Annotated in this window: 25 protein-coding genes and 1 pseudogene; 9 read left to right on the top strand and 17 right to left on the bottom strand. The window is 59.7% G+C overall.

Going from position 1 to position 25,150, the window contains the following annotated elements; all coding sequences use genetic code 11:
- The first annotated feature begins 223 nt into the window (after nucleotides 1-223).
- Nucleotides 224-487, top strand: coding sequence for a DUF982 domain-containing protein (locus AC1DNW_RS20855; RefSeq protein ID WP_113296396.1), 264 nt, complete (start codon nucleotides 224-226; stop codon nucleotides 485-487).
- Nucleotides 488-580: 93 nt separating this feature from the next.
- A complete protein-coding gene (locus tag AC1DNW_RS20850) occupies nucleotides 581-1,510 on the top strand; it encodes a lytic transglycosylase domain-containing protein (protein ID WP_113508602.1) in 930 nt (309 codons plus the stop codon).
- A 259-nt stretch (nucleotides 1,511-1,769) separates the two neighbouring features.
- On the opposite strand, the gene AC1DNW_RS20845 is transcribed toward AC1DNW_RS20850, so the two are convergent.
- Genes AC1DNW_RS20845 through AC1DNW_RS20825 form a run of 5 tightly spaced genes read right to left on the bottom strand, consistent with a single transcriptional unit; the run spans nucleotide 1,770 to nucleotide 6,763 of the window.
- A complete protein-coding gene (locus AC1DNW_RS20845) occupies nucleotides 1,770-2,834 on the bottom strand; it encodes a DUF2218 domain-containing protein (protein ID WP_477854228.1) in 1,065 nt (354 codons plus the stop codon).
- Nucleotides 2,831-3,673 (bottom strand): ABC transporter ATP-binding protein, encoded by an 843-nt coding sequence (locus tag AC1DNW_RS20840; protein WP_477854227.1) that lies wholly within the window; start codon nucleotides 3,671-3,673, stop codon nucleotides 2,831-2,833. Before AC1DNW_RS20840 ends, AC1DNW_RS20845 begins: the two co-directional genes overlap by 4 nt.
- Entirely contained in the window at nucleotides 3,670-4,710 is a 1,041-nt protein-coding gene (locus tag AC1DNW_RS20835; protein ID WP_477854226.1) for a FecCD family ABC transporter permease, read from the bottom strand. Before AC1DNW_RS20835 ends, AC1DNW_RS20840 begins: the two co-directional genes overlap by 4 nt.
- Nucleotides 4,707-5,750, bottom strand: a complete 1,044-nt coding sequence (locus AC1DNW_RS20830; protein WP_477854225.1) for a FecCD family ABC transporter permease — start codon at nucleotides 5,748-5,750, stop codon at nucleotides 4,707-4,709. The genes AC1DNW_RS20835 and AC1DNW_RS20830 overlap by 4 nt, the downstream gene beginning before the upstream one ends.
- On the bottom strand, nucleotides 5,747-6,763 hold the full coding sequence (locus tag AC1DNW_RS20825) for an iron-siderophore ABC transporter substrate-binding protein (protein ID WP_477854224.1): 1,017 nt from the start codon (nucleotides 6,761-6,763) through the stop codon (nucleotides 5,747-5,749). Before AC1DNW_RS20825 ends, AC1DNW_RS20830 begins: the two co-directional genes overlap by 4 nt.
- 329 nt (nucleotides 6,764-7,092) lie before the next feature.
- On the opposite strand from AC1DNW_RS20825, the gene AC1DNW_RS20820 reads away from it, so the two are divergent.
- On the top strand, nucleotides 7,093-9,222 hold the full coding sequence (locus AC1DNW_RS20820; protein WP_477854223.1) for a TonB-dependent siderophore receptor: 2,130 nt from the start codon (nucleotides 7,093-7,095) through the stop codon (nucleotides 9,220-9,222).
- A gap of 48 nt (nucleotides 9,223-9,270) precedes the next feature.
- Here AC1DNW_RS20820 and AC1DNW_RS20815 read toward each other — a convergent pair whose 3' ends face one another.
- Nucleotides 9,271-10,164: a helix-turn-helix domain-containing protein gene (locus AC1DNW_RS20815; protein ID WP_113309594.1), complete on the bottom strand. Its 894-nt coding sequence runs from the start codon at nucleotides 10,162-10,164 to the stop codon at nucleotides 9,271-9,273.
- Between the two features lie 565 nt (nucleotides 10,165-10,729).
- Entirely contained in the window at nucleotides 10,730-10,876 is a 147-nt protein-coding gene (locus tag AC1DNW_RS20810; RefSeq protein WP_113296387.1) for a DUF1127 domain-containing protein, read from the bottom strand.
- Between the two features lie 256 nt (nucleotides 10,877-11,132).
- Here AC1DNW_RS20810 and AC1DNW_RS20805 point away from each other — a divergent pair, with 256 nt between their 5' ends.
- On the top strand, nucleotides 11,133-11,444 hold the full coding sequence (locus tag AC1DNW_RS20805) for a hypothetical protein (protein WP_477854222.1): 312 nt from the start codon (nucleotides 11,133-11,135) through the stop codon (nucleotides 11,442-11,444).
- A gap of 73 nt (nucleotides 11,445-11,517) precedes the next feature.
- Entirely contained in the window at nucleotides 11,518-12,438 is a 921-nt protein-coding gene (locus AC1DNW_RS20800; RefSeq protein WP_477854221.1) for a TIGR03571 family LLM class oxidoreductase, read from the top strand.
- Between the two features lie 16 nt (nucleotides 12,439-12,454).
- Here AC1DNW_RS20800 and AC1DNW_RS20795 read toward each other — a convergent pair whose 3' ends face one another.
- On the bottom strand, nucleotides 12,455-13,234 hold the full coding sequence (locus tag AC1DNW_RS20795) for a DUF1194 domain-containing protein (RefSeq protein ID WP_113296385.1): 780 nt from the start codon (nucleotides 13,232-13,234) through the stop codon (nucleotides 12,455-12,457).
- A 224-nt stretch (nucleotides 13,235-13,458) separates the two neighbouring features.
- On the opposite strand from AC1DNW_RS20795, the gene AC1DNW_RS20790 reads away from it, so the two are divergent.
- A complete protein-coding gene (locus tag AC1DNW_RS20790) occupies nucleotides 13,459-13,701 on the top strand; it encodes a DUF6074 family protein (protein ID WP_113296384.1) in 243 nt (80 codons plus the stop codon).
- 6 nt (nucleotides 13,702-13,707) lie between these two features.
- Here the strand turns inward: AC1DNW_RS20790 and AC1DNW_RS20785 are convergent, their stop codons facing one another.
- The 3 genes from AC1DNW_RS20785 to AC1DNW_RS20775 all read right to left on the bottom strand — a co-directional run bounded on the left by AC1DNW_RS20785 (nucleotide 13,708) and on the right by AC1DNW_RS20775 (nucleotide 15,138).
- Nucleotides 13,708-14,010 (bottom strand): hypothetical protein, encoded by a 303-nt coding sequence (locus AC1DNW_RS20785; protein WP_477854220.1) that lies wholly within the window; start codon nucleotides 14,008-14,010, stop codon nucleotides 13,708-13,710.
- A 140-nt stretch (nucleotides 14,011-14,150) separates the two neighbouring features.
- Nucleotides 14,151-14,372, bottom strand: a complete 222-nt coding sequence (locus tag AC1DNW_RS20780; protein WP_477836602.1) for a hypothetical protein — start codon at nucleotides 14,370-14,372, stop codon at nucleotides 14,151-14,153.
- Between the two features lie 46 nt (nucleotides 14,373-14,418).
- Nucleotides 14,419-15,138 carry a Crp/Fnr family transcriptional regulator gene (locus AC1DNW_RS20775; protein ID WP_477854263.1) on the bottom strand — a complete coding sequence of 240 codons (720 nt, stop codon included), beginning with the start codon at nucleotides 15,136-15,138 and terminating at the stop codon, nucleotides 14,419-14,421.
- A gap of 119 nt (nucleotides 15,139-15,257) precedes the next feature.
- Between AC1DNW_RS20775 and AC1DNW_RS20770 the strand changes: the two genes are divergently transcribed.
- Entirely contained in the window at nucleotides 15,258-15,491 is a 234-nt protein-coding gene (locus AC1DNW_RS20770; protein WP_113309657.1) for a DUF6894 family protein, read from the top strand.
- Nucleotides 15,492-15,844: 353 nt separating this feature from the next.
- Here the strand turns inward: AC1DNW_RS20770 and AC1DNW_RS20765 are convergent, their stop codons facing one another.
- Both AC1DNW_RS20765 and AC1DNW_RS20760 read right to left on the bottom strand, forming a co-directional pair.
- Nucleotides 15,845-17,191, bottom strand: coding sequence for a PQQ-dependent sugar dehydrogenase (locus tag AC1DNW_RS20765; RefSeq protein ID WP_477854262.1), 1,347 nt, complete (start codon nucleotides 17,189-17,191; stop codon nucleotides 15,845-15,847).
- A complete protein-coding gene (locus AC1DNW_RS20760) occupies nucleotides 17,191-17,637 on the bottom strand; it encodes a DUF2231 domain-containing protein (RefSeq protein ID WP_113508589.1) in 447 nt (148 codons plus the stop codon). The genes AC1DNW_RS20765 and AC1DNW_RS20760 overlap by 1 nt, the downstream gene beginning before the upstream one ends.
- Nucleotides 17,638-17,795: 158 nt before the next feature.
- Between AC1DNW_RS20760 and AC1DNW_RS20755 the strand changes: the two genes are divergently transcribed.
- Together AC1DNW_RS20755 and AC1DNW_RS20750 are read left to right on the top strand one after the other, a co-directional pair.
- Complete coding sequence (locus AC1DNW_RS20755) at nucleotides 17,796-18,941, top strand: HlyD family secretion protein (protein ID WP_477854219.1); 1,146 nt, start codon at nucleotides 17,796-17,798, stop codon at nucleotides 18,939-18,941.
- Between the two features lies 1 nt (nucleotide 18,942).
- A pseudogene (locus AC1DNW_RS20750) lies at nucleotides 18,943-20,561 on the top strand (DHA2 family efflux MFS transporter permease subunit).
- 428 nt (nucleotides 20,562-20,989) lie between these two features.
- Here AC1DNW_RS20750 and AC1DNW_RS20745 read toward each other — a convergent pair.
- The 4 genes from AC1DNW_RS20745 to AC1DNW_RS20730 form a co-directional block, all read right to left on the bottom strand.
- Nucleotides 20,990-22,060: an ABC transporter ATP-binding protein gene (locus AC1DNW_RS20745; protein WP_477854218.1), complete on the bottom strand. Its 1,071-nt coding sequence runs from the start codon at nucleotides 22,058-22,060 to the stop codon at nucleotides 20,990-20,992.
- Nucleotides 22,057-22,884 carry a carbohydrate ABC transporter permease gene (locus AC1DNW_RS20740; RefSeq protein ID WP_007823322.1) on the bottom strand — a complete coding sequence of 276 codons (828 nt, stop codon included), beginning with the start codon at nucleotides 22,882-22,884 and terminating at the stop codon, nucleotides 22,057-22,059. The genes AC1DNW_RS20745 and AC1DNW_RS20740 overlap by 4 nt, the downstream gene beginning before the upstream one ends.
- A complete protein-coding gene (locus AC1DNW_RS20735) occupies nucleotides 22,881-23,783 on the bottom strand; it encodes a carbohydrate ABC transporter permease (protein ID WP_113296374.1) in 903 nt (300 codons plus the stop codon). The genes AC1DNW_RS20740 and AC1DNW_RS20735 overlap by 4 nt, the downstream gene beginning before the upstream one ends.
- A 106-nt stretch (nucleotides 23,784-23,889) precedes the next feature.
- Nucleotides 23,890-25,122, bottom strand: a complete 1,233-nt coding sequence (locus AC1DNW_RS20730; RefSeq protein ID WP_113296373.1) for an ABC transporter substrate-binding protein — start codon at nucleotides 25,120-25,122, stop codon at nucleotides 23,890-23,892.
- Nucleotides 25,123-25,150 lie beyond the last annotated feature (28 nt).

The raw sequence follows: 25,150 nt of genomic DNA, 5'->3' as shown, positions 1-25,150 counted from the left end.
ACGCTTACGTGGCCGGAACGCATCGGGCCAATGACGATACTTCCTTAACGAAGGCTGAAACCAGACGCAATATAAACTTGAGTTGTTATCTCCATTTTGTGAGGTTGCCTGAACGCCAAATTCGACCCGCAACCCCAAAGTTGTCGAATGCACGATCTTCACATCCGATCGGTATGGTTCTTGCAACGTTACCAATATCCTTACGTTGGGGAGACCAAGTGTAATGGAATGGAACACATACGAGCGCTTTCCCCCTCTTGTGCTGATGCTAGGTGGCCGGGAAAAATACAGAGTCCTTAGGACGTTGAGAGACGCAGCCGAGGTTTTGATAACGGACTGGCCGTCCGAGGACGGCGAGGAATATGTCGTGGCCGTCAAGGCTTGCGCCGATGCGATCACCGGGCAGATCGATGTCGGCGAACTGCAGGACGCCATTCGCCGCGCGGCAGCCGAAGCCGGCATAGCGATCTTGACGGTTGTGCACTGAGGCCCGTCGCCCGTGGCCAAGCCGCGGGACTGACGAAGAAAGCTTGCCGTCTTGCCTGAAAACCGCGACGATATCGTCAGGCAAGGTTTGGTGATGATGAGATGTCACGTAGGCTCGACGGCTACCGCGCTAATTTCAGCCGCATGGGCTATCATGTCGCCCGGGGCCAGCGTTGCCGAGCCGGCCGCTCCGGAAGCCGCTTGCCTATACCAGGGTGACGCTGGTGACGGACAAACACTCTGCATTCGAAAAGATCATTTCAATACCGATCTATGCGCGATCATGGACCGTTTCGCAGCAATCCGTAACATTCCGCCTGCCTTCTTTGCCCGCCTGATCTGGCGCGAAAGCCTGTTCCGCCCGGAAGCGGTCAGCCCGAAGGGCGCGGAGGGTATTGCGCAATTCATGCCCGGCACCGCCCGGCTGCGAGCGCTGGAAAACAGCTTCGATGTCGTCCAGGCGCTCAAAGCCTCTTCCAGCTATCTCGACGAACTGAGGCTTCGTTTCGGCAATCTCGGACTTGCTGCGGCTGCCTACAATGCCGGTGAATCCGGTCTCAGCCGGTTTCTCTCCTCCGGCCGCCTGCCGATCGAGACCCGCGACTATGTGTTCGCGATCACCGGCCAGTCTGTCGAAACCTGGCGGGACAAGCCTCCGGAAACCGCCGCTCCGGACCTGCGGGATGGCATGCCGTTCCGCGAGGCATGCGTGGCACTCGCGGAGACGCGGCAGATGAACGAGCCCGTCCTGACCGGATCGGCTGACTGGGCACCATGGGGTGTGCAGCTTGCCGCCCATTACAATCCGTCCGTCGCGGACCGGCTCTTCACGGTATCGGTGGCGAAGCTTCCCGAACCGCTGAATGCGGAACGCGCGGTGATCGTGCGCCAGAGAGGCGGGAACTTCGGCTATCGCCCGCGCTATGCTGCCCGAATTGGGCGCGAGACCCGCGCCGAAGCGACCAAGCTTTGCAGTACGATCCGCGGTGCCGGCGTTGCCTGTACGGTCTTCCGGAATCGCTGATCCCAAGCCATTGCGCCTCGACCTATCCCACAGTTTAGTGACGGAGCACCATCAGGGCTGCTAGGTTCGGGAGGCATGACATCAAGAGGATTGAGATGATCAAAACTACTGAACCCACCAGCAAGCCTGCAGACACCGAAAACGCCGGGCAGGAACAGGACGACTTTCTTGAGGAGTCGCTCGAAGAGACATTTCCGGCAAGCGATCCGATAGCGCCCGGCCGTCCCTCGCGGCAGCCGTCAAAGGATGCATTCCCAACCTAGTCGGCTTCCCGTTCCCAGTACCACGCGACGTACATGCTCTTCCTGTCATGCCGACGCGCCTTCAGGAAAGTCCGCATGGCGCGCACATCCTCCTTCTCGCAGGCAAACCAGACGAAGCTTTCACCTTCCGTGGCGGCAACCGCCTGTTTGGCTTCTTCCAGCAGAACGCTCCTGGCGCCATCGGCATAGTGCCTTCGGTGCAGCCAGCGCACATTGAGTGAACCGGCAGATGACAGGGTCTGCTCCTCCGTCTCGTCTGCAACCTCGATGATTGCCTGCAGCCGTGTACTGGCAGGTACCTCCTCCGCGATGCGCGCAATGGCGGGGAGCGCGCTTTCGTCGCCGGCAAGGAGGATGAACTGTGCCACCGGAAGATTGCCGCCGCCGGGACCGAGCAGAGCTACCTGCTGGCCGGGCGCGGCATCGCGGGCGAAATCGGCGCCGGGCGTTTTGATGCCTGATACGGGATGCTGCAGGAAGTCGATCCAGAGTTCACGCATTTCGATATCGACGGTGCGGATCGTATAAACGCGCACCAAGAGTTCGTCCTCGCCTTCGGGCCAGGCAACGCGGCCGTCGGCGCGCAGGCCCGGCCAGACCGGGGTTCTGCCCTTCGGCGGCACGAGCAGGCGCACATGCATGTCACCGCCGATAAACGGCGTGACGTCGTCACAGGCAAATTTCACCCGGCGCATATGCGGAGTGACATTCTCGGCCGAAACGACGGTCACCTCATGGATATTCGGCAACACGGCAAGCGCTGCGGGATCAGACCAGGTGAGTTCAAACGGATCGTCGCCGGCGAAGTAGAAGAGATGCTCGGCAAGCATCGTGCGGCTCATCTGCAACGCCTGTTCCGAGGGGCAGGAAAGTTCGATCAGCAGCTTGCGGTCCTGAATGCGGATTTCGGCAGTGCCCGCTTTGCTCTTCAGAAGCGCGAGGTCGTCCCCGCGCTGTACCTCGGCGTGTTCGACGAAGTGCTCGCAGATTTCGCCGAGCATGGCTGCGGCATCCCTTGGAAGCGCGACGCCCGAGAGCTTGAATTCATGAGCTGTGGTCATCTGTCATCCTTATCGAATGCCTGTTGCAGTTCACTCTGGCCTGCTGCCATCCGGTGACGACCGATCGGGAGCATGATGGGCCGGCCGGATGTTGGATCGGTGATGATGCGGCTTTCGAGGCCGAAGACCTGCCGCACATTGTCTTCCGTCAGCACCTCCTGCGGCGAGCCGCAAACATGGACGCAACCCTCCGTCATGGCGACGAGATGGTCGGCATAGCGTGCTGCCAGATTGAGGTCGTGCAGCACCATGACGACGGTGGTGCCGCGCGCATGGTTGAGATCAATCAACAGGTCAAGCACTTCGACCTGATGGCTGATGTCGAGAAAGGTGGTCGGCTCGTCGAGCAGCAGGATTTCCGTCTGCTGCGCCAACGCCATGGCGATCCACACGCGCTGGCGCTGCCCGCCCGAGAGTTCATCCACCGGCCGCTCCGCAAGATCCGAGGTCTTGGTGGCGTCAAGCGCACCATCGACGGCCTCGTCATCGGCGCGGGTCCAGCGGGAAAACAGGCTCTGGTGCGGATGGCGCCCGCGGCTGACGAGATCGGCGACCGTGATGCCCTCAGGCGCGATGGGCGATTGCGGCAGCAGGCCCAACGTACGCGCAAGTTCGCGCGGCGGCGTGCGGTGGATCGACTTGCCATCGAGCAACACCTGTCCCTGGCGCGGAAAAAGCAGCCGCGACATGGCGCGCAGCAGCGTGGACTTGCCACAGGCATTCGCCCCGACGATGACGGAAATCTTGCCGGGCGGCACGGCGAGATCGAGCCCGTGCAGGATCTCGTCTTCGCCATAGCCTGCGGAAAGCCCGGTGGCTGTAAGCGTATGGATGGTCATAGCGAGCCTCCGATCCGGTTGACGCGCACGATCAGGAAAATCAGGTAAGGGGCGCCGAGGGCACCGGTGACGACACCGACCGGATATCGGCTCGGCAGCAGGAACTGCCCGGCATAGTCGCCAGCCAGCACCAGCACGGCACCGACAAGTGCTGCGGGAATGAGGATGGAACCGTTATTTCCGACGATGCGGGCGGCGATCGGTCCAGACAGGAAGGCGACGAAAGCGATCGGGCCTGTCACCGCCGTTGCCGAGGCGATCATGCCGACGGCAGCAACGATGATCATGATGCGGGTGCGCGACACACCGACGCCGAGGGCGGCCGCGGTGTCATCTCCGAGCCGCAAGGCCTCCAGGTCGCGCGCGCGGCTGAGAAGCAGCCCGCCGAAGATGCCAAGCGCCAGAAGCAGTGGGGTCGCCTGGCCAAGCTGGGCTCCGTTGACACTGCCCGTCAGCCAGCGGATCGCCTCCTGCAGGCTCCAGGCCGGCGCCTGCGACAGGATATAGGCTATGACGCTTTCCAGCATGGCGGATACGCCGATGCCGACAAGGATGAGCCGTGTGCCCGCCACCCCGTTGCGAGATGACAGTCCGTAGACCATCAGCGCCACTCCGAGACCGGCGACGACGGCCAGGACGGAAACCACTGGCCCCTTCAGCGACAGCACGACGATGGCGAAGACGGCAGCCGCGCTTGCACCCGAGCTGATGCCGATAATATCGGGGCTCGCAAGCGGATTGCGCAGCATGATCTGGAAGGCGACGCCGCCGAGCCCGAAGCTCAGGCCCGCAAGCGTCGAAAGCGCTGCTCGCGGCAGCCTGAGCTGACCAACGGTGAAGGCTGTGCCCGGCACGTTTTCGCCCAGCAGCACGCGGATCACGTCTACGGGGAGCGTGAAGGATTGCCCGAGCGACAGAGTGAGCGCAAAGATCGCCACAACAAGGCAGAGCAGTAAGGCGACCACGAGCAAATGCCGGCGCGCCCTGCGGCGACGGTTGTTAACGATGCGATCGAGGGAGGAGACAAGCACGGTCATAGCTCTCGCACTCGCTGGCGCCGGACGATGGTGATGAAGAAGGGCGCGCCGATGAGTGCCGTCACGATGCCGACATCGAGCTCTGCGGGTCTTGCAACAATGCGCCCGACGACATCGGCTGCCACAAGCAGGCAAGCACCGCCGATTGCGGAAAAAGGCAGGAGCCAGCGATGATCTACGCCAACCAGCAGCCGGCAGAGATGCGGCACGACGAGGCCGAGAAAGCCGATCGGCCCGCAGACCGCGGTCGTCGCCCCGCAAAGCAGGATGGCACCGAGCGCTGCAATGCCGCGCGATAGCGCCACGCGCTCGCCGAGACCGGCCGCCAGCTCATCGCCGAGCGCCAGAGAATTCAGCTTGCGCGCCGACAGGAGGCTGATGAGGAAGCCGGCCGCGATAAACGGCAGAACGGGCAGGATGCGTTCGAAGGTCGCCCCACCGACGCCGCCGATCTGCCAGGATCGGATGCCGCCGGCGATATCGTTGCGAGGCAGCACGACGGCAATGACCATGGAGGCGAAGGCAACTGACGTTGCCGCACCGGCCAGCGCCAGCTTCAGAGGCGTTGCGCCGCCGCGTCCGAGCGAACCGATCGTATAGACGAAGACCGCCGAACATCCGGCCCCGAGGATCGCCGTCCAGATATAGGCTTCGTTCGAGGAGATATCGAACCAGGCGACAGCAACGACGACTGCGAGCGATGCGCCCATATTGACGCCGAGAATGCCGGGATCGGCGAGCGGATTGCGCGTCACCCCCTGCATGATCGCCCCGGCAAGGCCAAGGGCAGCACCGGCGGTGACGGCAAGCAGCGTGCGCGGAATGCGCACCGTTACTGCCGCCTGGCCGATCGTGTCCGCATGCCCGGCGAGCGCCGCAGAGATATCCGCCCAGTCTATATCGCGCGTGCCGACAGTGACCGAGAGCGCACAGAGGCACGCAAGAGCCACGGCGAGCCCGAGAAGCCAAAGGCTGCGGATCCGGTTTGACCGGGCGGATATGGGCGACCGGGACGATGATTTTGGACTGCGTACGATCATTGGGGCTTGCTGAGAGACTTTCTGGCGGCGTCTGCGAGCAGTGCCACGTAATCCTTGAGGACCCAGGAGATCGACAGCGGCGTCGGGTTGGCGGCGGTGCCGACCGGGTTGCGGCCGAGCGTCACCAGCGCGCCCTTTGAAACAGCCGGCATTCTGGCCATAAGCGGATTTTTCTCCAGCGCTTCGAGCAGTTGCTGGTTTCCGTAGGTGACGACGATATCGACATCATCGAACGAATCGATGCGTTCGGCGCTGATCGAGCCTGCGAATTTCCCCGGAACCGAGGCTTCGACGACGCTCGTTGGAGACTTCAGCCCGAGATCGGCGAAGAATTTCACGCGCGTATCGTTGGTCGTGTAGAAATTGACGGTGCTGAGATCGGTCGCGTTGAGATGGGTGATGAACATCGCCGATTTACCCTGCAGTTCGGGATGGCCGGCGACGGTCTCTGATATTTCGCCCTCGATCTTCTTGATCAATGCTTCGCCTTCTGCGGCCATGCCGAGCCCGGCACTGTCGAGGCGAATCATCTCGCGCCAGTCGGTCGACCAGGGCGCCTCCGGATAGGCAACGACCGGCGCAATCTGGCTCAGCGTATCGTAGTCCGACTGGCTGAGACCGGAATAGGCGGCCAGAATCACATCCGGCCGGGTGGCGGCGACCGCTTCGAAATCGATACCATCGCCTTCGTCGAACAAGACAGGCTTTTCGGCATGCAACTCCTTGAGCTTGTCGGCCACCCAGGGCAGCAGTCCGTCACCGTTGTCATCGCCGAAATTGGCAGCCGCAAAACCGACAGGCACGATGCCGAGTGCCAGCGGCACTTCATGATTGGCCCAGGCGACCGTCGCGACCCGCTCCGGCGTCTTGTTAATGACCGTCGTGCCAAAGGCATGCTTGATGGTAACAGGATAGACCGTGCTCGCGTCAGCCCAAACGCTGCCGGACGTAGCGGCAATCAGCCAGACACAGGTTACCGCCAGTTTTGCGGCCAGAAGCAAAAAGCGCAGCATTGTGCAAACTCCGCCAGTTTTAAGTTGACCTCCACTTTCAGGTTAATCTAGTTGCGTCAACGGTCATGGCGCCGCTTCGGGGCTACAGCGCTGAGATTTCCGTAGGATCCTACAAAACCCGGGAAATTTACAATACTGGACAACTGCGCTCAAGTTAGTAGCAGTCGCAGGGGACATCGAACCAACCATTCCGACTGCCGGTCCGTGGGTAAATCTCTCGTTCACACCGACTGCCGACATGCCGTTCAGACCGACCCCCAAACCGGCATTCCATTCGGCACCCCCTGTCGAAGGGCCGCAACGGCGACACCAACTTCTGGAACGTGAACATGGACATCGAAAGAACAAGCGCTCACTCGCGACAGACCCTCCTCCGCTACCGGAATGCGGTCCTTCTCGGTTGCACCGCGCTTGTCGCCCTCGCACCTGGCGCGGTGCTCGGTCAGGACAGCGGGAATTCCAATACGGTCACCACTCTCGCGCCGATCGTCATCCAGGGCAGCGGCCTTGATACCGACAATGACTCGAAATCGATCGTCGCGACCAAGACCATCAGTGGCAATGGCATGGCGACCGATCTTCTCGATACGCCGGCCTCCGTCTCCGTCATTACGTCAAAGGAAATCCAGGAGCGCGGCGCCCAAGATACCGAACAGGTTCTGCAATATGCATCCGGCGTCACGACCGACTTCTATGGCTCGGACGACCGCTTCGACTACTTCAAGATCCGTGGCTTCGATGCCTATACCTATCGCGACGGCCTGACGCTCGGCGACCCCTTCGGCGGGATCCGTGAAGAGCCCTTCGCCTTCGAGCGTGTGGAGGTGCTGAAGGGCGCCAATTCCACCACCTTCGGCGTTTCCGATCCCGGCGGCGCGGTCAACTTCGTGACCAAGCGGCCGAAGAGCGAGCGCTTCGGCGAGGCCTATGTGACAGGCGGCTCGTTCGATCATCGTGAAACCGGCGTCGATTTCGGCGACAACATCACCGAGGACGATACCTTTTCCTACCGCATCACCGGCAAAGTGAAGCGCGCCGACGAGGAATATGACTACTCGCAGGACGACGAGAACTTCTTCATGGGCGGCCTGACCTGGCGCCCGAGCGCCGACACCAACCTGACTGTGGTCTATGACCATCTGGATAAGGACGGCGTTCCCGGCAGCGGCGGCCATCCGGTCGGCTCGGATTTTGCCAGAAGCCGTTTCTTCGGCGAGCCTGATTTTAACTACCGCGACGTCAACAGAAACACGCTGAGCGTCATGTTCGATCATGACTTCGGCTCTGGCCTGACCTTCAGCTCGAATGCGCGCTACAGCAATACCAAGAGCAATTTCGGCTATGCCTACATCTCGGCAACGCCGACGAACGGTTCGACCATCGCCGACCGCGCCTTCTTCGCCAATGACCAGGCGGCCGAGAACTTCATCATCGATACCCGCCTGCAATATGAGACGAGTTTCGAGGACATCGACAGCCGCAGCCTCGTCGGCCTGCAGTACAACAATCTGCGATCCGACAATGACGGCTATTTCGGCGGCGCGCCCGGCATCGACTGGACAAACCCCGTCTATACCGGCGCACCGACTTCGGTTCCGCTCTACCAGAGCCTGACAAATGACCAGAAGACCACGGGCCTCTACTTGCAGCAGGACCTGACCTTCTTCGACAAGCTGACCGCCTCAGTCGGCCTGCGCAACGACTGGCTCGACCTTCAGCAGCAGAACAACATGGCGGGCTCGACGACTGACGCCGATCTCAGCGAGTTCACCAAGCGCGCCGCGTTGAGCTACAAGATCACGGATCAGGTGGCGACCTATGTCAGCTACGCGGAATCGGTGCTGCCAGCCTCGCTGACGCTTGATCCCGAGCGCGGCGAACAATGGGAAGTCGGCGTAAAATACCGGCCCGACGAATTCCCTGCCCTCTTCAGTCTGGCAGTCTATGACCTGACCAAGAACAACATCACTCGCACAAATCCGGCGACCGGCTTCCAGGAGACGATTGGCGAGGTTCGCGTGCGCGGTATAGATCTCGAGGCCAAGGCTGAAGTCACCGACAATATCAGCCTGACAGCCGCCTATTCCTACATGGTCTCGGATATCGTCGAGAATGGCACGCTGGGCAACGAGGGCAACGAAATGTCGTTCGTGCCCAATCAAACCGCCTCGCTCTGGGTCAATTACGGCATCCCCGGCAACGGCTTCCGCGGCGACATGAACTTCGGCCTCGGCGCGCGTTATACCGGCTCCTACTACTTCAACGACGCAAACACCCAGTCGACGGGCAGCAACATCGCCTTCGATGCCGCCTTCAGCTACAAGATCCAGGAACACACATCCTTCGATGTGAATGTCAGCAACCTCTTTGATGAGAAGCATGTCGCCTATGGCGGCTTTGGCGCGGATTTCTACAATCCGGGCCGCGCGATCTATGCGACGTTGCGCCAGACTTGGTAATCGGCCGATCCCGTCCGCATCCTTGCGGGCGGGATTGTTTTTTTGGTTTTAGCGGAGCTGCTGCATCCGTCGCCAGGCAGCGGGTGTGTCGCCGGCGATCTGGCGGAAGACCTTGGTCAGATGCGCCTGATCGGAAAAACCGAGCTGCACGGCGATATCGGCAACGGCAAGCTCGCTTTCGGTGAGCAGCCGTTTGGCATGGTCGATACGTTTGCCGAGCTGCCATTGCAGCGGCGTCTTGCCGGTCGTGTGCTTAAAGACATTGGAAAACCAGCTTTCCGACAGGCCGACCGTCTCTGCCATTTCGGCTACGGTCAGACGGCAGTCACTCGGCCCGTCGACGCGGGCGATCAGCCTGTTCATCTGCGCCTGTGTCAGCCGCCCGTTCGGCTGTTCGGCTGCCTGCAGAGGAATATCCAGCAGACCGCTGACGATACTGCCGACGAGGCTTTCACCATAGATCTCGTGTTTCGACGGGCTGGCGACCTCGTCGACGACAAGCCGGCCAAGCGTTTCGATGGCTCCGGTATCCTGCACTTCGACCGGGTTGCGCAATGCCGTCATCGCCGCGGAATTACCGACCGAAGGCGCGAGGTATCGCAGCAGCCGGTCTTTGTGCATATGCAGATTGAGGTGCGAGAAGCGATGCGTGCTGCCGCTCGTCGTCCACATCGGCATGCCAGGCGGAACATAGACCGCTCGCGTCATAGGCCTGTAATGCTGCGGAAAATCGCCATCCCGGTTCGACATGCGGATCTGCGATGAGACATCGCTGAAGAAAATCATGATGCGCGGATCGTCTGAGAGATAATAGCCCCTCGCCCCGGATTGACTTTCGGCTTCCCAGAAGACGCTGACGAGCCCGTCGAACTGACGCCATTTGGCCGGCGCCGTGACCCGAATGCCTTCAGTGTGCCAAACCATGGAATGCCAGAAACTCAACGTAGGGATCCATCCTTGCTCGACACGAATGACGTCGTGCCTGTCAGAAGTACGGGACACACCCCGCTGCAGCCATTGCCCTGATGGCCATCTGTGGGCGATCGCGAGCTTTTCATACCGGCTTCTAAGCCAAAAATAACATGAGTTCAATTATCATGTTTATACAATGCAGACACAGCGTGCCCACCAATCCTTGGTGGTGATCGCGGAACCTTGAAAATCAGCTTGTCGGGACGACTGGTGCCTGAGGCTATTGCCTAAAAAACAAGGCGCCTGCCGGGGGAGGAGAGATCCAGCAGACGCCTTTTATGACGCGTGGCGGCCGAAGGAGGAGCCACCACGTAGACGCTGGCTTGGGAGGAGGTAAGCCACGTCTCGGACAAAGCGACGAGGGAGGAGTTTCATCACTTCGTTGAACTGGGATGTAGGTCGATTGCTGCCGGTCTTCCAGGCATAGATTTGCAAACCTGCCATGCGCTATGCGTTAAACGAAAGGCTTAAGCGAAACGAAAAACGCGCTCCCCTTCGTCAGGCGAGCGCGTTAGGCATTCATTAAGAACTGGAATTATCGACCGATAGCTGCACGTGCAACGTCACGGATGTCGCCACGTGCAATACCGAGGTCGTTGAGCTCACGGCTCGACATACGGCCAAGCTCAGTAACGGTTTGACGATACTTGCGCCAGTTATTGAAAGTGCGTGCGATGCTCATTTTAATCCCCTTTCCGTGGGTCCAGCGACAGCTGCCAGGTAGCGGCGCTTCGTTCGCTTTGATGAGAAATATATAATATGGGGCTGCGAGAATGAGTAGCGTTCAGACTACAGTTCGCCCATGCATTAAATGCATGGCTAGGCAGGCCGATGGCCTCTTCTGAGGCAATTTCCTATCCGAGAGTATAGTTGAAGGAGGCCTGGCGAAGCCCCACGTGATCCCTTAAATCCTCCGAAGCCGATCAGGGGCACATTCGATGTCTAGCTCAGTCTGCGAAACCTATCCTGGAATATGCAGTAAATCCCGTCTCGCCCATCCTCGTCCTGTCCGCCTGTTCCATCCCGCAAACGACAACAGACAGAATGCGATCCGGCCACCCATCGTCGCTCTACCTACGAGCCTTCCAGTAGCCGCGGCCGAACCGATGTCCGCCCTGGAAGTCGGATCGGTGATTTCGCTGCTGGGGCTGCTCGTCTTCGCCGCCCATGAGGAGATGGTGGCCTTCGCCCCCGCGGTCGCTTCCGCCCTCGAACAGTTTCTCGCGAGGGCACCGGTCGCCCTCTGGTAGCAGCAGTGTCTCATCCTATTGAAAAGCCTGCCCGGATGACCCAAGTGCAGGCGGGCAGCGCTGGAAATGACTGATGCTCTTTAAAAATTCACGGCTGACGATCGGTGTCGTTCTCCCCATGCAGGAGCGAGAGCGGCACGACATCGACTTCGGCCTTCAGCTGGAGCTTGCGCGCCGCGCCGATGAGCTCGGCTTCTCGGCAATCTGGGTTCGAGACGTCCCCTTGAACAGTCCGACCTATCCGGATCCCGTCGGGCATTCCGATCCATGGGTGCTCCTTGGTGCGCTCGCCGCATCCACCCAGTCGATCGCATTGGCGACCAGCGCAATCGTTCTACCCTTGCGCCATCCGCTTCATGTTGCCAAAGCGGCCCTGTCGATGGACATCCTATCATCGGGCAGGTTCGTTCTCGGCCTTGGTTCCGGCGACCGTCCGTCGGAGTTCGCGGCCTTCGACCGCAATGTCGACGACCGGCGCGAATTGTTTCGGTCCCACTGGGCTGCACTCGTCAATGCGCTTGACGGCCATGTCGGCTCGCAGACAGGTGAGGACCAGTTCGATATCCGTCCGCGCAGCGGGCGTCGCATTCCACTGGTCGCCGTGGGTTCGTCCTCGCAATCACTCGAATGGATCGCCAGGAACGCCGGCGCCTGGATGACCTATCACCGGCCCCTTGGCGTACAGAAGGACCGGATAGCCCTCTGGCATGGGGCGGTACAGCGCACGAACACCGAATTCCGGGGCCTGGGTCAGGCCATGGCCCTTGATCTCCTGGATATGCCATCAGACCATATCGACGAGATCAATCTCGGATATCGAACCGGACCAGAGGGATTGCTCCAAGTTCTCGCCGCCCTCCGCAATCTCGGCGTTCACCACGTTGCTTTCAACCTGCTCGTCAATGGGCGCAAGGCTCTCAGCGATCTTGAGATCATCGCACGGGAAGTTCTGCCACGGTTGCATCAGGCTGCAGACCTGCAGGCGTCTCGATAGTCTCTGGGGTGGGAGGCTAGCGGTCGAAGAAATTCTGCCAAAGCTTCTCGCCAACAAGGCAGTCCGTTGTCGGCTGGTTCATCGCAATTTTGCGGATCTGTGCCGGCGGTTCGAGCCCACTGATTTCCCAGACCAGCTTCCGGCGAACAGCAACGGCAAAATCCTCGATCTTATGGACAGGCAAAACGAAGGAGCCGGGGCCGCCGATCACGCAGTCACCGTAATATTTGTCGAGCCCCTCGGGCACATCGGATGGTCGCAGCATGATGGCAAGGCCATTGATGACGATGCCTGCCCCCAAAGCCACATCGCGGGCGGGCGTGACGGGATCCCCGGAATTGTTGGGACCATCTCCGGAAATATCGATCACTTCCCGATTGCTTTTATAGGGGCTGGCGGCAAGCATCGCGACGCCCTGAACGATCGCTGCAGATATGGATGTGCGGCGCTGGGTGGCGATCGGCCTCGCGTCCAGCTTGTCGGCGAAATCCAGCGCATCCTTTTCCGTTTCGATCACCTGCCAGTCGAGGACGGAGCCTGGCACGACATAGCCGGCCCATTCGAAATAGCTGATGGCGATCCGCCCGGTCAGCCCTCCTTTCACGGCGTCGAGGAACTCCTTGTGCCGTAGCGCCTCGACATAACCCTCGCGCTGAATGCGGACTTCTTCGTAATCCATAGAGCGGGACGTATCGACGGCCAGCACCAATTCTGCGTCGACTTCGTTTTGGCTCGATTGCGCGATCGTGGCGGCGCCGCCGGACAGGCTCGCGAGTATCGCAAGTGTTGTCAGCATCATCACTTCCCATCACTGCGTTATCCTGAGAACTCTAACATAGCTTGGCGTGGCGGCGACCGCTGCCAGAGAGCATCCTGTCAATTTTCGGTGATGTCGGCTGCCCTTGAGCGAAAGGCCACATATGAGGAGCCATATCTCTGCGACCAGCTTCACCACTTGTGAAGAACTCCTAGCCATTCTGCGGGACACTTGGCGATTCGCCCAGCAATGACGGAGATAGCATGCCGCTTCTGCAGTTTCCCGCCGACCGCCGCACAGCTGAGATAAGGCGCTGCGCCGAGGCCCTCCAGAACCTTCACGGCGAGGCCGCCAACCGCTTCTGGCGGTCGGAGATGGCCGGGTTGGCGGCCAATTTGAGAGAACAGGGCTGCAGCGATACTGAACTGTCGCGCCAGGCCTCTCTCTTCATGGATGCAGTGCAGAGGGAGCTTCAGGTCGTCTACGCCGCCGCGGCGGAGCGATAAGAAGCACTATTTAGGAAAACGGTTGTAGAAGGATTGCGGGTCGTAAACGCACTCGTAGTCGAGCACGCACATCTGCCCGTTGGCGGCCCGCAATCTGGCCACGCTATATTTGTCGCCTAACCGGCACTGCGCAGGCGGGTATCGGAAGCTTCTGCCACCTATACCCATGCGAATAAAGACTGCCTTTTTCTGCTGGATAATCTGCGCAAGCTCGCGGCAGGAATGGTCGCGGGCATTGACCTCCACAGCCTCGACGGCAAAGACGGCCGTGGGGAGCAAAACAGCGGCTGCTACAATCAAACTTCTCATAGGACCTCCTGATGCGGGCGGGTTAACAGCAGCGCCTGCGACCTTCAATCGCAACATCAGCGCTGATGGGGCGCGATAAAGGTAGGATTTGGGCGGACGGCAAACCAGATCGATCCATCCACATTGAAGACGCGCTGGGCTCAGATCTTGCCGCGAGTGGCAAAGACCAGCGTCTTCAATTGCTCTTCGTCATGCACGCCCTGACGGTAGAGTTCGATGATGATCGCCGCCGAACGGCTCACCTCCTCATCGTCATCGGCAAGCCCGAACTCGGCCTTCAACACATCCAGCACATTCTGGCATTTGGCGAGGTCAACCGACGTCAGTGCTTCGTCGCGAGGCTTGATGTGACGGCTGATCATGATGTGTTCCCACGTTGGAGCGGACAGGCTTTTGGCACAGATATTTTCACCGCGCTTCAATCGACAGCGACAGATACCCAGCGTCGAAGCCGGCAATCTTCTGCAGCTTGTCCCAATCGAGAATGTTGACCACCCTCCCCTCCCAGGTAAAGGCCTTTTCTTTCCTGAGCGACTGCAGCGTCTTGTTCAAGTGAACCAGAGAAACGCCGAGAACGTCTGCCATGGCGTTCTGCGTCAGCGGCAGCTGGAAGCTCGGCCCGTTCGTCCGGCGTACGGTGCGAAGCCGCATGTAAAGCTCACAGATGAGATGGGCAATATGCGCCTTCTTCGAGCGGCGCCCCATGGCAACGATCCATTCGCGGTGCACCGCCCCGTCCACCAGCGTATCAAGCCACAACAGGCGCGTCAGATGCGGATTGGTTTCCGTGATCGCCTTCAGTTCCTGATGATCGACCGAGGCGATGCGACAGTTGGAGATCGCCAGAATACCGTGGTCCACCACCTTCAACGGGAAGGCATGCAAATCGACGAAATCGCCGGCAACCTGCAAGGCTGTGATTTGCCGGGTTCCATCCTCCAGAAGCTTGTAGCGGGCAGCAAATCCATCCAGCAGCAGTGTCGAATGATTGGGCCTGCTTCCCTCGGATACGAGATCTTCACCAGCGGCCACAGATCTTTCCCGGCCGACAATCGAGCGTAGCAGCTCGATCTCGGCTGTGGAAAGCACATCATGACTCTCCAGATTGAGAAGAAGCGGCTCGATCACGAGAAGCTTTCCCAGTTCGAGGGGATGGTTGAAGACAGATGGCATTCCGACAGCGCAGATAAAGGGAACAATTTCAGTGGCCGGCACTTCATGATGAAATATTTCAATGGGGTGAGCAGATGGCCCGATACTTTTTCGACCTTCACAATGGTGACGGCCCGATCAGGGACAACGAGGGAATGGAACTGGCGTCGCGGGCCGACGTGTTGAGAGAAATGGCCCGAATCCTTGTCGATATTGCACGCGATGAGTTGCCGGCCGGAGAAAGGACGATCATATCACTGACGGTGCGGTCCGAAGAACGGCCGATCTCGGTGGCGAGCCTTGCCTTCTCCAACGAATGGCTAGAGTGATTCCGTCCCTCAAGAAGCGGGCTAACCGGTGAATAGCTGGTGGTTACTGCCAAATTCGCGCCCCCTGACATGACATGCATGACAATACATGTCGCGGGACCATAGCTGGCGGTCTATTCGCCAGCATTTAAATTTGACACAACAGACATCCAACCCCGCAGATGTCTGCGCAATGCGGCAAGTCCCTTCGCACGCACCACCTCGCGATCCCGGATGAAACAATCCCTCGACGCGACCTTTCGCTCCCGAAGCAGGGAGAAGGCGACGATCAACGACCTCTGATACAAAAATGCCGTCATAACGTTGCTGCTTTCGACAGCAGGAGCCTTGCGATGGGATGACGGGGCGTGGGTCTACTTCGCCGCCGTGACGCGCCAAACCGTATTGCCAACGTCATCGGCAATCAGCAGTCCTCCGGACTTGTCGACAGCCAGTCCGACCGGCCGGCCATGCGTCTGGTCGTCGCCCTGAAGGAAGCCTGTAACGACATCCTGTGGATTGCCGTTCGGCTGGCCGTTCTGGAAGGGCACGAAGACAACCTTGTAACCATTGAACTCATGGCGGTTCCAGCTTCCGTGTTCGCCGACGAAAGCGCCGCCCTTGTATTGCGCCGGCAGGTTGTCGCCCGTGTAAAAGGCCATGCCGAGCGGCGCGACATGCGAACTCAGCGAATAATCAGGGACGAGTGTTTTTGCTACGAGATCCGGCCTTTGCGGCATGACGCGCGGATCGACATTCTGGCCGAAATAGCTGTATGGCCAGCCATAGAAGCCGCCCTCCTTGACGGAGGTCATATAGTCGGGAACAAGATTCGGGCCAAGCTCGTCCCTTTCGTTGACAACCGTCCAGAGTGCGTGGGTCTGCGGCTCCCAGCTGAGACCATTGGGATTGCGCAGGCCATCGGCAAAGATCCGGAAGCTGCCGGTCTGCCGGTCAACTTCCAATATGGCGGCGCGGTTCTTTTCCGCCTCAATGCCATTTTCCGTGATGTTGCTGTTCGAACCGACGCCAGCGTAGAGCTTGTTGCCGTCTTCGCTGGCGACAAGGCTCTTCGTCCAGTGATGGTCGATCGGCCCGCCGGGGAGCTCGGTCAGCACGGTGCCGGCCTCTGCGATCTTCGTCTCGCCGGGCTGATAGGGATAGCGCCTGATGGCATCGGTATCGGCGACATAAAGATCATTGCCGACAAGGGCCACACCGAAGGGCGAATTGAGATGGTCCAGGAAGGTTTCCCTGACTTCGGCAACGCCGTCTCCATCGGCATCCCGCAGTAACGTGATGCGATTGCTGCCTTCGTGACTGGAGCCGCCGCCAGAAGTCGCCATGGATTCAATCCAGCCCATAATAAGATCTTTGGGTCGCTTGATCGATGCGGCCGGCGGCGCGATGGATTCGACCGCCAAGACGTCACCGTTCGGCAGCACATAAACCGAGCGCGGATGTTTCAGCCCCGTTGCCAGCGCCTTGATCTGCAGTCCGTCGGCAACCTTCGGCGTCTCGCCCTCCTTCCATCCAATGACCGAGGCGACATGCATCGGCGGAACGAGATATTGCGACTGTTCCGGCAACTTGGCATTGGGGCCGATTTCGCTCATCGGATCGGGCTCGTTGTCGCTGCATGCCACGAGAAGTGCGCCACTGCTGCACAGGAAGGTTAAGGCCAAAGCGCTGGAGCGTAAAAAAGCAGGAGAGCGGGTCATCATTCGAGCCCTCCGGTACGCTGGCGCAGAACGGTCGAGCCGAGCCAGGCATTGATCACGATCAGCACAGTTGTGACGATCGAGAGTATCAGTCCTGTCGGCACAACAGATGTCCAGGCATCGCGGCTATGAATGAAGGCGTTGAAGAGCGATAGCACGAAGGCCGCCACATTGCCGATGAGGTAAAGCCAGCCCACCCCGCTGCGCAGCGGCAGCCGCCCGATGAAGATGTCGATCAATATCGCAATCGCGGCCAATCCGCCAAGCAACAACCCGAAGGCCAGAAGCCAGGCGGAGAAATTGCTCCACATCATCTCCGCCGTTCGCCAATAGGTGATGTCGGTCAGCAGCGCGCCGACAAGGCAGGCGGCAGAAAAATGCAAGGGGACCGAGCGCAGGGGTGGCGCCACGATGGAGGGATAGGAGCGCGTAGTCGAAGACGTCATGATCTTGATCCGTAAAGGTCGCCCAGCGTCTGCTTAACCTTCACCACCTGCAATTGTTCCCGCAAGTGCAGCGCCAAAAGGGGGTTGCGGCATTTTGACCGGAACCGAAGTCGATGATCCGGCGTTGGTTTCAGGTTTTCAAAACGAAAGGCATTGCTGTGCCCCAAAACCAGCCCGCCCCAACCAGGCAAGAGCAACCTTCCGATCCCGCAAGAAATGAAGCTCCGGCCAAGGCCGTCGGGAAGGACGAGGAAACCGAGAAGCGCCTTTCCATCATCAAGCGCCATCCGTTCGCGACGCTTCTCATCGTGCTTGCGCTGATTGCTCTTGCTGTCGCGGGTTATTTCATCTGGCTCATCTATTTCCATCCCTATGAGACCACAGACGACGCCTTCATCGATGCCCGCAGCTTCTCGGTCGCCGCCAAGGTTTCGGGTTATGTCTCGGATGTTCCCGTCTCCGACAACAAGCATGTCGACGCCGGCGCAGTCATCGCCAAGATCGATCCCCGCGACTACCAGATCGCGCTGGATCAGGCGCACGGTCAGGTCAACGTCGCAAAGGCTGCCATTTCCAGTGCCGAAGCGCAGATTGCCGCCGCAGCCGCAGCGATCGACGAGGCCAGGGCGCAGCAGATCTCGGCAGAAGCCGCCCTTCAGTATGCGCAGGATGAAAACGACCGGCAGCAGCAATTGGTGAAAAGCGGCGCCGGCTCCGAGCAGACAGCACAGCAGGCAGCGTCCACGTTTCGCCAAAACAAGGCAAGTACCGCTCAGGCGCAGGCAAGCGTCACCTCGGCCATCAAGAACAAGGCGGCCGCCGAGGCGCAGCGAGCAAGCGCCGTCGCCAGTCTGCATCAGGCGGAAGCCCAGGTCGAAACCGCCGAACAGAACCTGAGTTATACGACGATCACGGCCGCGCAGCCGGGCAGTGTCGTGAAGCTCAGCGGCTCCAAAGGGCAGTATGTTCAGGCGGGACAGGCAGTCTCCATGTTCGTGCCCGACGAAATCTGGGTAACGGCCAATTTCAAGGAAACCCAATTGACGGATATGCGCGCGGGCCAGCCTGTCGATGTGACGATCGACGCCTATCCGGATCATGTCCTTCGTGGCCGCGTCGATTCCGTCCAGCCCGGTTCGGGCACCGCCTTCTCGCTGCTTCCAGCGGAAAATGCCACCGGCAACTATGTGAAGGTGACCCAGCGTGTGCCGGTCAAGATCGTCATCGACAACTGGCCGAGGGACGTTGCGATCGGTCCCGGCATGTCCGTGGTGCCGACCGTGACCGTGCGGCCGAGGAACTGACATGAGTGACGCCACAACGGCCGATGGCAGTCCCACATTGGGTGCCAGCGTTACCAATCCATGGCTGATTGCGCTCGTCGTTTCTCTCGCCACCTTCATGGAAGTTCTGGATACGACGATCGCCAATGTGGCGTTGCGCTATATTTCCGGCGGGCTTGCCGTTAGCGCCGACGAAGCCTCGTGGGTCGTAACGACCTATCTCGTCTCCAACGCCATCATTCTCGTCGCCAGCAGCTTCATTGCGAAGCGTTACGGCAGGCGGCGCTTTTACCTTCTGTGCCTTGCAACCTTCACCATCGCCTCTCTCTGCTGCGGCCTTGCTTGGAATCTGCAATCCCTGCTGATTTTCCGGATGATCCAGGGCTTTGCGGGGGCGGTATGGTGCCGATCTCCCAGTCGATACTGGCCGATTCCTTCCCGCCATCGAAGCGCAGCCAGGCGTTTGCCCTGTTTGGCGTCGCCGTGGTCGTCGCTCCAGTGGTCGGACCGACGCTTGGCGGCTATCTCTCGGATAATTTCTCCTGGCACTGGTGTTTCCTGATCAACGGACCGGTCGGCCTCTTTGCCTTCATCCTCGTCTACTTCCTCGTCGACGAACCGGATACATTGCGGCGGGAACGCGAGCGCATGCGCCGAGAAGGCGTGCGTTTCGACATAATCGGCTTCCTGCTGGTCGCGACCTTTCTCGGGGCGCTCGAACTGGTTCTTGATCGCGGCCAGACGGAGGACTGGTTCGACTCGAACTTCATCATCACCATGACGGCCGTCTGCGTTGCAGCTTTTGTGCTTTCGATTCCATGGCTAATGAACGCTGCCAACCCCGTCGTCGACGTCCGATTGCTTGCAAGCCGGCAATTCGGTTCCTGCTTCATCGTCATGCTGGCGACGGGCGCGATCCTGATTGCCACGACCCAGTTCATTCCGCAGGTCCTGCAGCAGAACTTCGGCTATACGGCGACCTGGGCCGGCCTTGCGCTTTCGCCCGGCGGCCTGGTCACCATGTTCATGATGTTCATGATGTTCGTGGCCGGACGAATCTCCAACAAAATCCAGCCGAAATACCTGATCGCCATCGGCACAGCGATCATTGCCGCCGCGATGTTCGGCATGACGCGCCTCAATGCCGATCTGAACTTCGGTTTCTTTGTCTGGTCGCGCATCTATCTCGGCTTCGGCCTGCCGCTGATCTTCATCCCGATGACCGCAGCCTCCTATGATGGCCTGCGGCCCGACCAGACGGACCAGGCATCGGCCCTCATCAATGCCGCGCGCAATACAGGTGGCTCAATCGGCGTTGCGATCGCGTCAAATGTGCTTGCCCATCGGGAACAGTGGCATCAAAGCCGGCTGGTGGAGCATATCATTCCGTCTGATCCTGCCTACAGTCATGCCCTGCAGGGCGCTACGCAATATTTTGTAGATAGAGGGGCCGGAGCGATCGATGCGCAATCGCAGGCCATGGCCTGGATCGGCCAGCAGGTGCAGACCCAAGCGAGTTATCTCGCCTATATCGACGTTTTCTACAGGCTGATGTGGCTGTCGCTCGCAGTTCTGCCACTCGCTTTCATCCTGCGCAAGATCGACCTTGGTAAGGGTTCGGGCCACCAGGGCGGACACTGATCTGCCCGATGTCGGCAACTTCTTGTATATCCCCTAATCTGGGGGTTCATTCGAATCGTTGCATGTACTATGTTTGTAGCGTGATATTCACACGAGACAGGTACTGATGCCCCCAGAAATGTCCGGCTTTGAATGCACCCGCGGCAATGCCGTTTCCGGCAAGCTCAAGCTTTCAAGCAAACTGCCCTACTTTATCGTCGCAGGACTTGCTGTGGCCGTGTGGGCAAACTCTAGCGAACGCCCGCACGATACTGAGGTGGCAGCCAAGCAAGCTGCGCCGGCTTCGCTCGCCCGATAAGTACGGCAATGGCTCGGCCGACGATCATGGCTGCCGAGAATACGGCAATAAGATTTATCCCTGACAAGTCATGGTCGCGCAGCGTCCCGCAGTAGGCTGCTGCGGGAACCGATCAGACCGAAACCAGATCTCAAATTCTGACGCCACTGGTCTCATCAAAGAGATGCACCAGCGCCGGATCCACCGTTACGCCGATTGCCTGACCAGGGTGAACCGATCCCCTGCCCGTTTCGACGATGGTCAGTTCAGGCGTCGTCGCGGCAGTGATGAAGGTCGAGGACCCCGTGGATTCGACGACTGCGACCGGCACGTCGAAGCTCCCCTGCCCCTGATTGATAATGCCGATATGCTCCGGGCGGATGCCGGCGGTAACCCCGCGGCCGGGCTGGAGTTGATGGTCGATGGCGATATGCTGCCTGACCGTGCCGAGATCGAGCGTCAGGCTCTTTCCGTCTTCTCCGACGATTGCCGGAATGAAGTTCATCGCTGGCGAGCCGATGAAACCGGCAACGAATTTATTGGCAGGCTTGTCGTAAAGGTCGAGGGGCCGGCCCTGCTGTTCGATGATACCATCACGCATGACGACGACATGGTCGGCCATTGTCATCGCCTCGATCTGGTCATGCGTCACATAAACCGAGGTCGCATGCAGACGATCGTGCAGCGCACGGATTTCCTTACGCATATGGACACGCAGGGCCGCATCGAGGTTCGACAACGGCTCATCGAAGAGGAAGGCCTTCGGATGGCGGATGATCGCGCGGCTCATGGCGACGCGCTGACGCTGGCCGCCTGAGAGCTCACGTGGATAGCGCTTCAAGAGATGCGAAAGGCCTGTGGTGGCCGCGACCTCCTCGGCTGCCTTCTTCGCCTCCGCCTTTGCAATGCCGCGCATGCGCAGGCTGTAGGTGAGGTTTTCCTCAACGGTCATATGCGGATATAGCGCGTAGGACTGGAATACCATGGCGACATCGCGTTTACGCGGCGGCACGCCATTCATCAGCTCGCCGGCAATCTTCAGGCTGCCGTCGGAAATGGTTTCCAGGCCGGCCAGCGAGCGCAGTAGCGTCGACTTACCGCAGCCTGAGGGGCCGACGAGCGCGACGAATGTGCCTTTGGCGATGGAGAGATCGATGTTCTTCAGCGCATGGAAGGCGCCATAGTGTTTGTTGACGCCGGCAAGCTCGATCTGAGCGGTCATTTGAGGGCTCCCGAAGTAAGGCCGGATACGATGCGGCGCTGCAAGAGAACGAAGATGGCAAGGATCGGCGTCACATACATCGTGGCATAGGCCATGATGTTGTTCCACTCATTGGTGTTCGGCCCCATGAAGGAATTGAGGCCGACGCTTGCCGGCTGAAGCTCGGCGGCCTGGATCATCGACTTGGAATAGACGAACTCACCGAAGGCCTGCATGAAGATGAGAATGGCGCTGACCAGGATGCCGTTGCGGGCAAGCGGCAGCACGATGTTGAAGAAGGCGCCGACGCGCGAATTGCCGTCGACGAGAGCCGCCTCTTCGAGCTCCATCGGAACCGCCATGAAGGTGGCGCGCACCAGCACCACGAAGAAGGGCATGCTCTTTGCGGCAATGGCGATGATGACAGCAAGCCGTGGATAATTCAGCATGCCGATCTGCGAGAAACCGACAAAGATCGGCGTGATCATGAGCGATGCCGGCAGGACCTGCAGCATCAGAATGAGGAACAGGCCGATATCAACCCAGATGTTGCGGTAGCGGGCCAACACGTAGGCACAGCCGACACCCAGCACGGTTATGATGACGACCGCGCCGATCGCGATCACCAGCGAATTCCAGAGATAGAGCCCCATGTTCCGGCTTTCCCAGACATAGGCGTAAGTGCTCCATTGCGGCGAAGCCGGCCAGAAGCTTGGTGGTGTGGCGAACATCTCCGAGCCGCTTTTCAGCGCGGTGATATACATCCAATAGAGCGGGAAAAGGTAGATCGCCGCCATGATGATGGCGATCACGAGCATCAGGCGATTGCGTGCAGTCTCGCTCATCCGCGCACCTCGTGTCGGGTCGAGCGGACATAGACCACAGAGGCGAACATCACAAAGACGATCATGATGACGGAAATGGTCGCACCCTTGGCGAAATCATATTGGCGGAAGGACAAATCCCAGGCCCAGTATTGCGTAACGTTGGAGGAGTTGTTCGGCCCGCCCGAGGTGATGGCGGCAAAGAGATCGAACTGCTGCAGCGTGAAGATCAAGCCGAGTGCGATGATGGCGCCGATCGTTGAACGCATCATCGGCAGCGTGATGGTCCAGAAGCGTTGCCAGGCGGTGGCGCCGTCCAGCTCGGCGGCCTCATAGAGATCACCCGGAATGCCGGACAGGCCTACCGACAGAAGGATCATGTTGAACGACGTGCCGAGCCAGATATTGGCGATGATGACGGCATAAAGCGAATAATGCGGATCCGAGCGCCAGAAAATGTTGCTGGAGATGATGCCGCTTTCCTTCAGGATGAAGTTCAGCACGCCGAAATCGCCCGACAAAATCCAATTCCAGATCGCGCCGACGACGAGGCCGGGCATCACCCAGGAGACGAGAAAGAGGCCGCGCAGCCAGGAGGCGCCGGGGAAATTGACCCAGAAGAACAGCGCCAGACCGAAGCCGATCAGGAACTGTCCGGCAATCGAACCGACAACGAAGATCGCGGTATTATAGAGGATCGGCAGCGTTTCCGGCTGCGCGAAAAGATCCGTGTAATTCTTGAAGCCTACCCACGGGCGCGAGAAGGTGCCGAGGCTGAACATGTCAACCTCCTGGAAGCTCATCACAACATTGTAGATGAGCGGCAGGCCTGCCATCAGGAACAGAAAGCCGAGCGGAAAGGCGACCAGCACGATATCGAAACCGCGGCCATCCCTGACGCTGGAAAGGATCCTTCTCATGGGTCCTCCGATGCTCCGAACGGGGCTGCCTGGCGCTTCCGCGGAAGACAGCCCCTGCCGGGAGGAAAAGGGTGGGATGGCCGAAGGCCATCCGGTGATGCGGGCATTAGCCGAGCACTGCCTTGATCTTGTCGGCAGCCTGATCAAGCGCATCCTTCGGGCTCATCTGGCCAGTGAGTGCGGCCTGGATGGCATCCTGGATCGCCTTGGAGATCTTCGGCCACTGCGGATGCGGACCACGCGGCTTGGCGTATTTCAGCTGCTCGAGGAAGACCTTCAGAGCGGCATCCTTGAGCGGCTCGCCAGTCTCGGGGATCGAGATGTCGGAACGGGCCGGAAGCTGGCCGAAATTCTTGAACATCTTGTCGTCCTGCGAAGCGAAATATTCGAGCGCCTTGAAGGCTTCGGCCGGATGCTTGGAGGTCGAGAAGATCGCCCAGTTGAAGTCGCCCATGGCGGAAGATCGCTCAGCGCCTTCCTTCGGCACCGGCAGCAGCGTCACGCCCCAGTCGAACTTGGCTTCCTTCATCATGCGGTCCAATTCCCAGGGACCGGAGATCGCCATGGCAGCATTGCCGGAATTGAAGGTGCCGGTCGAATCCCACTGGCCCCGGGTCAGCGTATCGGGCGAGGCGAGCTTCTCGTCCATGACCGTTTTCCAGACTTCCAGCGCCTTGACGGCGCCATCGGCATTGATGTGCTCATAGCTGCCGCCGCCCATCTGCGCCCAGGGAAGGAACTGGAAGGTCCCTTCCTCGTTGGCCTTGGCCGAGAAGGCGAGACCATAGACGTTCTTGGCCGGATCGGTCAGCTTGCGAGCATCCTCGACAAGCTCGTCCCAGGTCTGCGGCGGTTTGTTCGGATCGAGGCCCTTTGCCTTGAACATGTCCTTGTTGTAGTAAAGCGCGATCGTGTTCGTCGCCTTCGGCACGCCAAAATATTTGCCGTCCCATTCGACCGATTTCAGCGGCCCTGGGAAATAATTCTCAGGCTTGATGACCTTCGAATTCTTGATCATGTCGGTGATATCAAGGAAGGCACCGCGAGACGAAAACAGCGCATGCTCGGGATTGTCGACGGCGATGATATCGGGTGCCTGGCCGGTGGCATAGGCGCGCATCGCTTCGGTAACAACGTCGTCGAACTGGATCAGGCGATATTCGATGGTGATGCCGTTATGCTGGTCGTTGAATTCCTTGACCAGGTTCGGCGCCGGCTGGATGTCCTTGTCCAGCGACCAGAGCGTCAGCTTGACGTCTTCCGCCTTGGCGGAAAGGGTAAAGAGAGACACGCCTGCAAGCGCCAGCGCGCCCAGAATTGCAAATTTGCGGATAGCCATGGTTCTCCTCCTTTGTGGTTATCCTTGC

Source organism: Rhizobium sp. 05L429 (assembly GCF_056397645.1).
The sequence above is the reverse complement of the archived record's forward strand: the minus strand, read 5'-3'. Positions and strand labels throughout refer to the sequence as shown.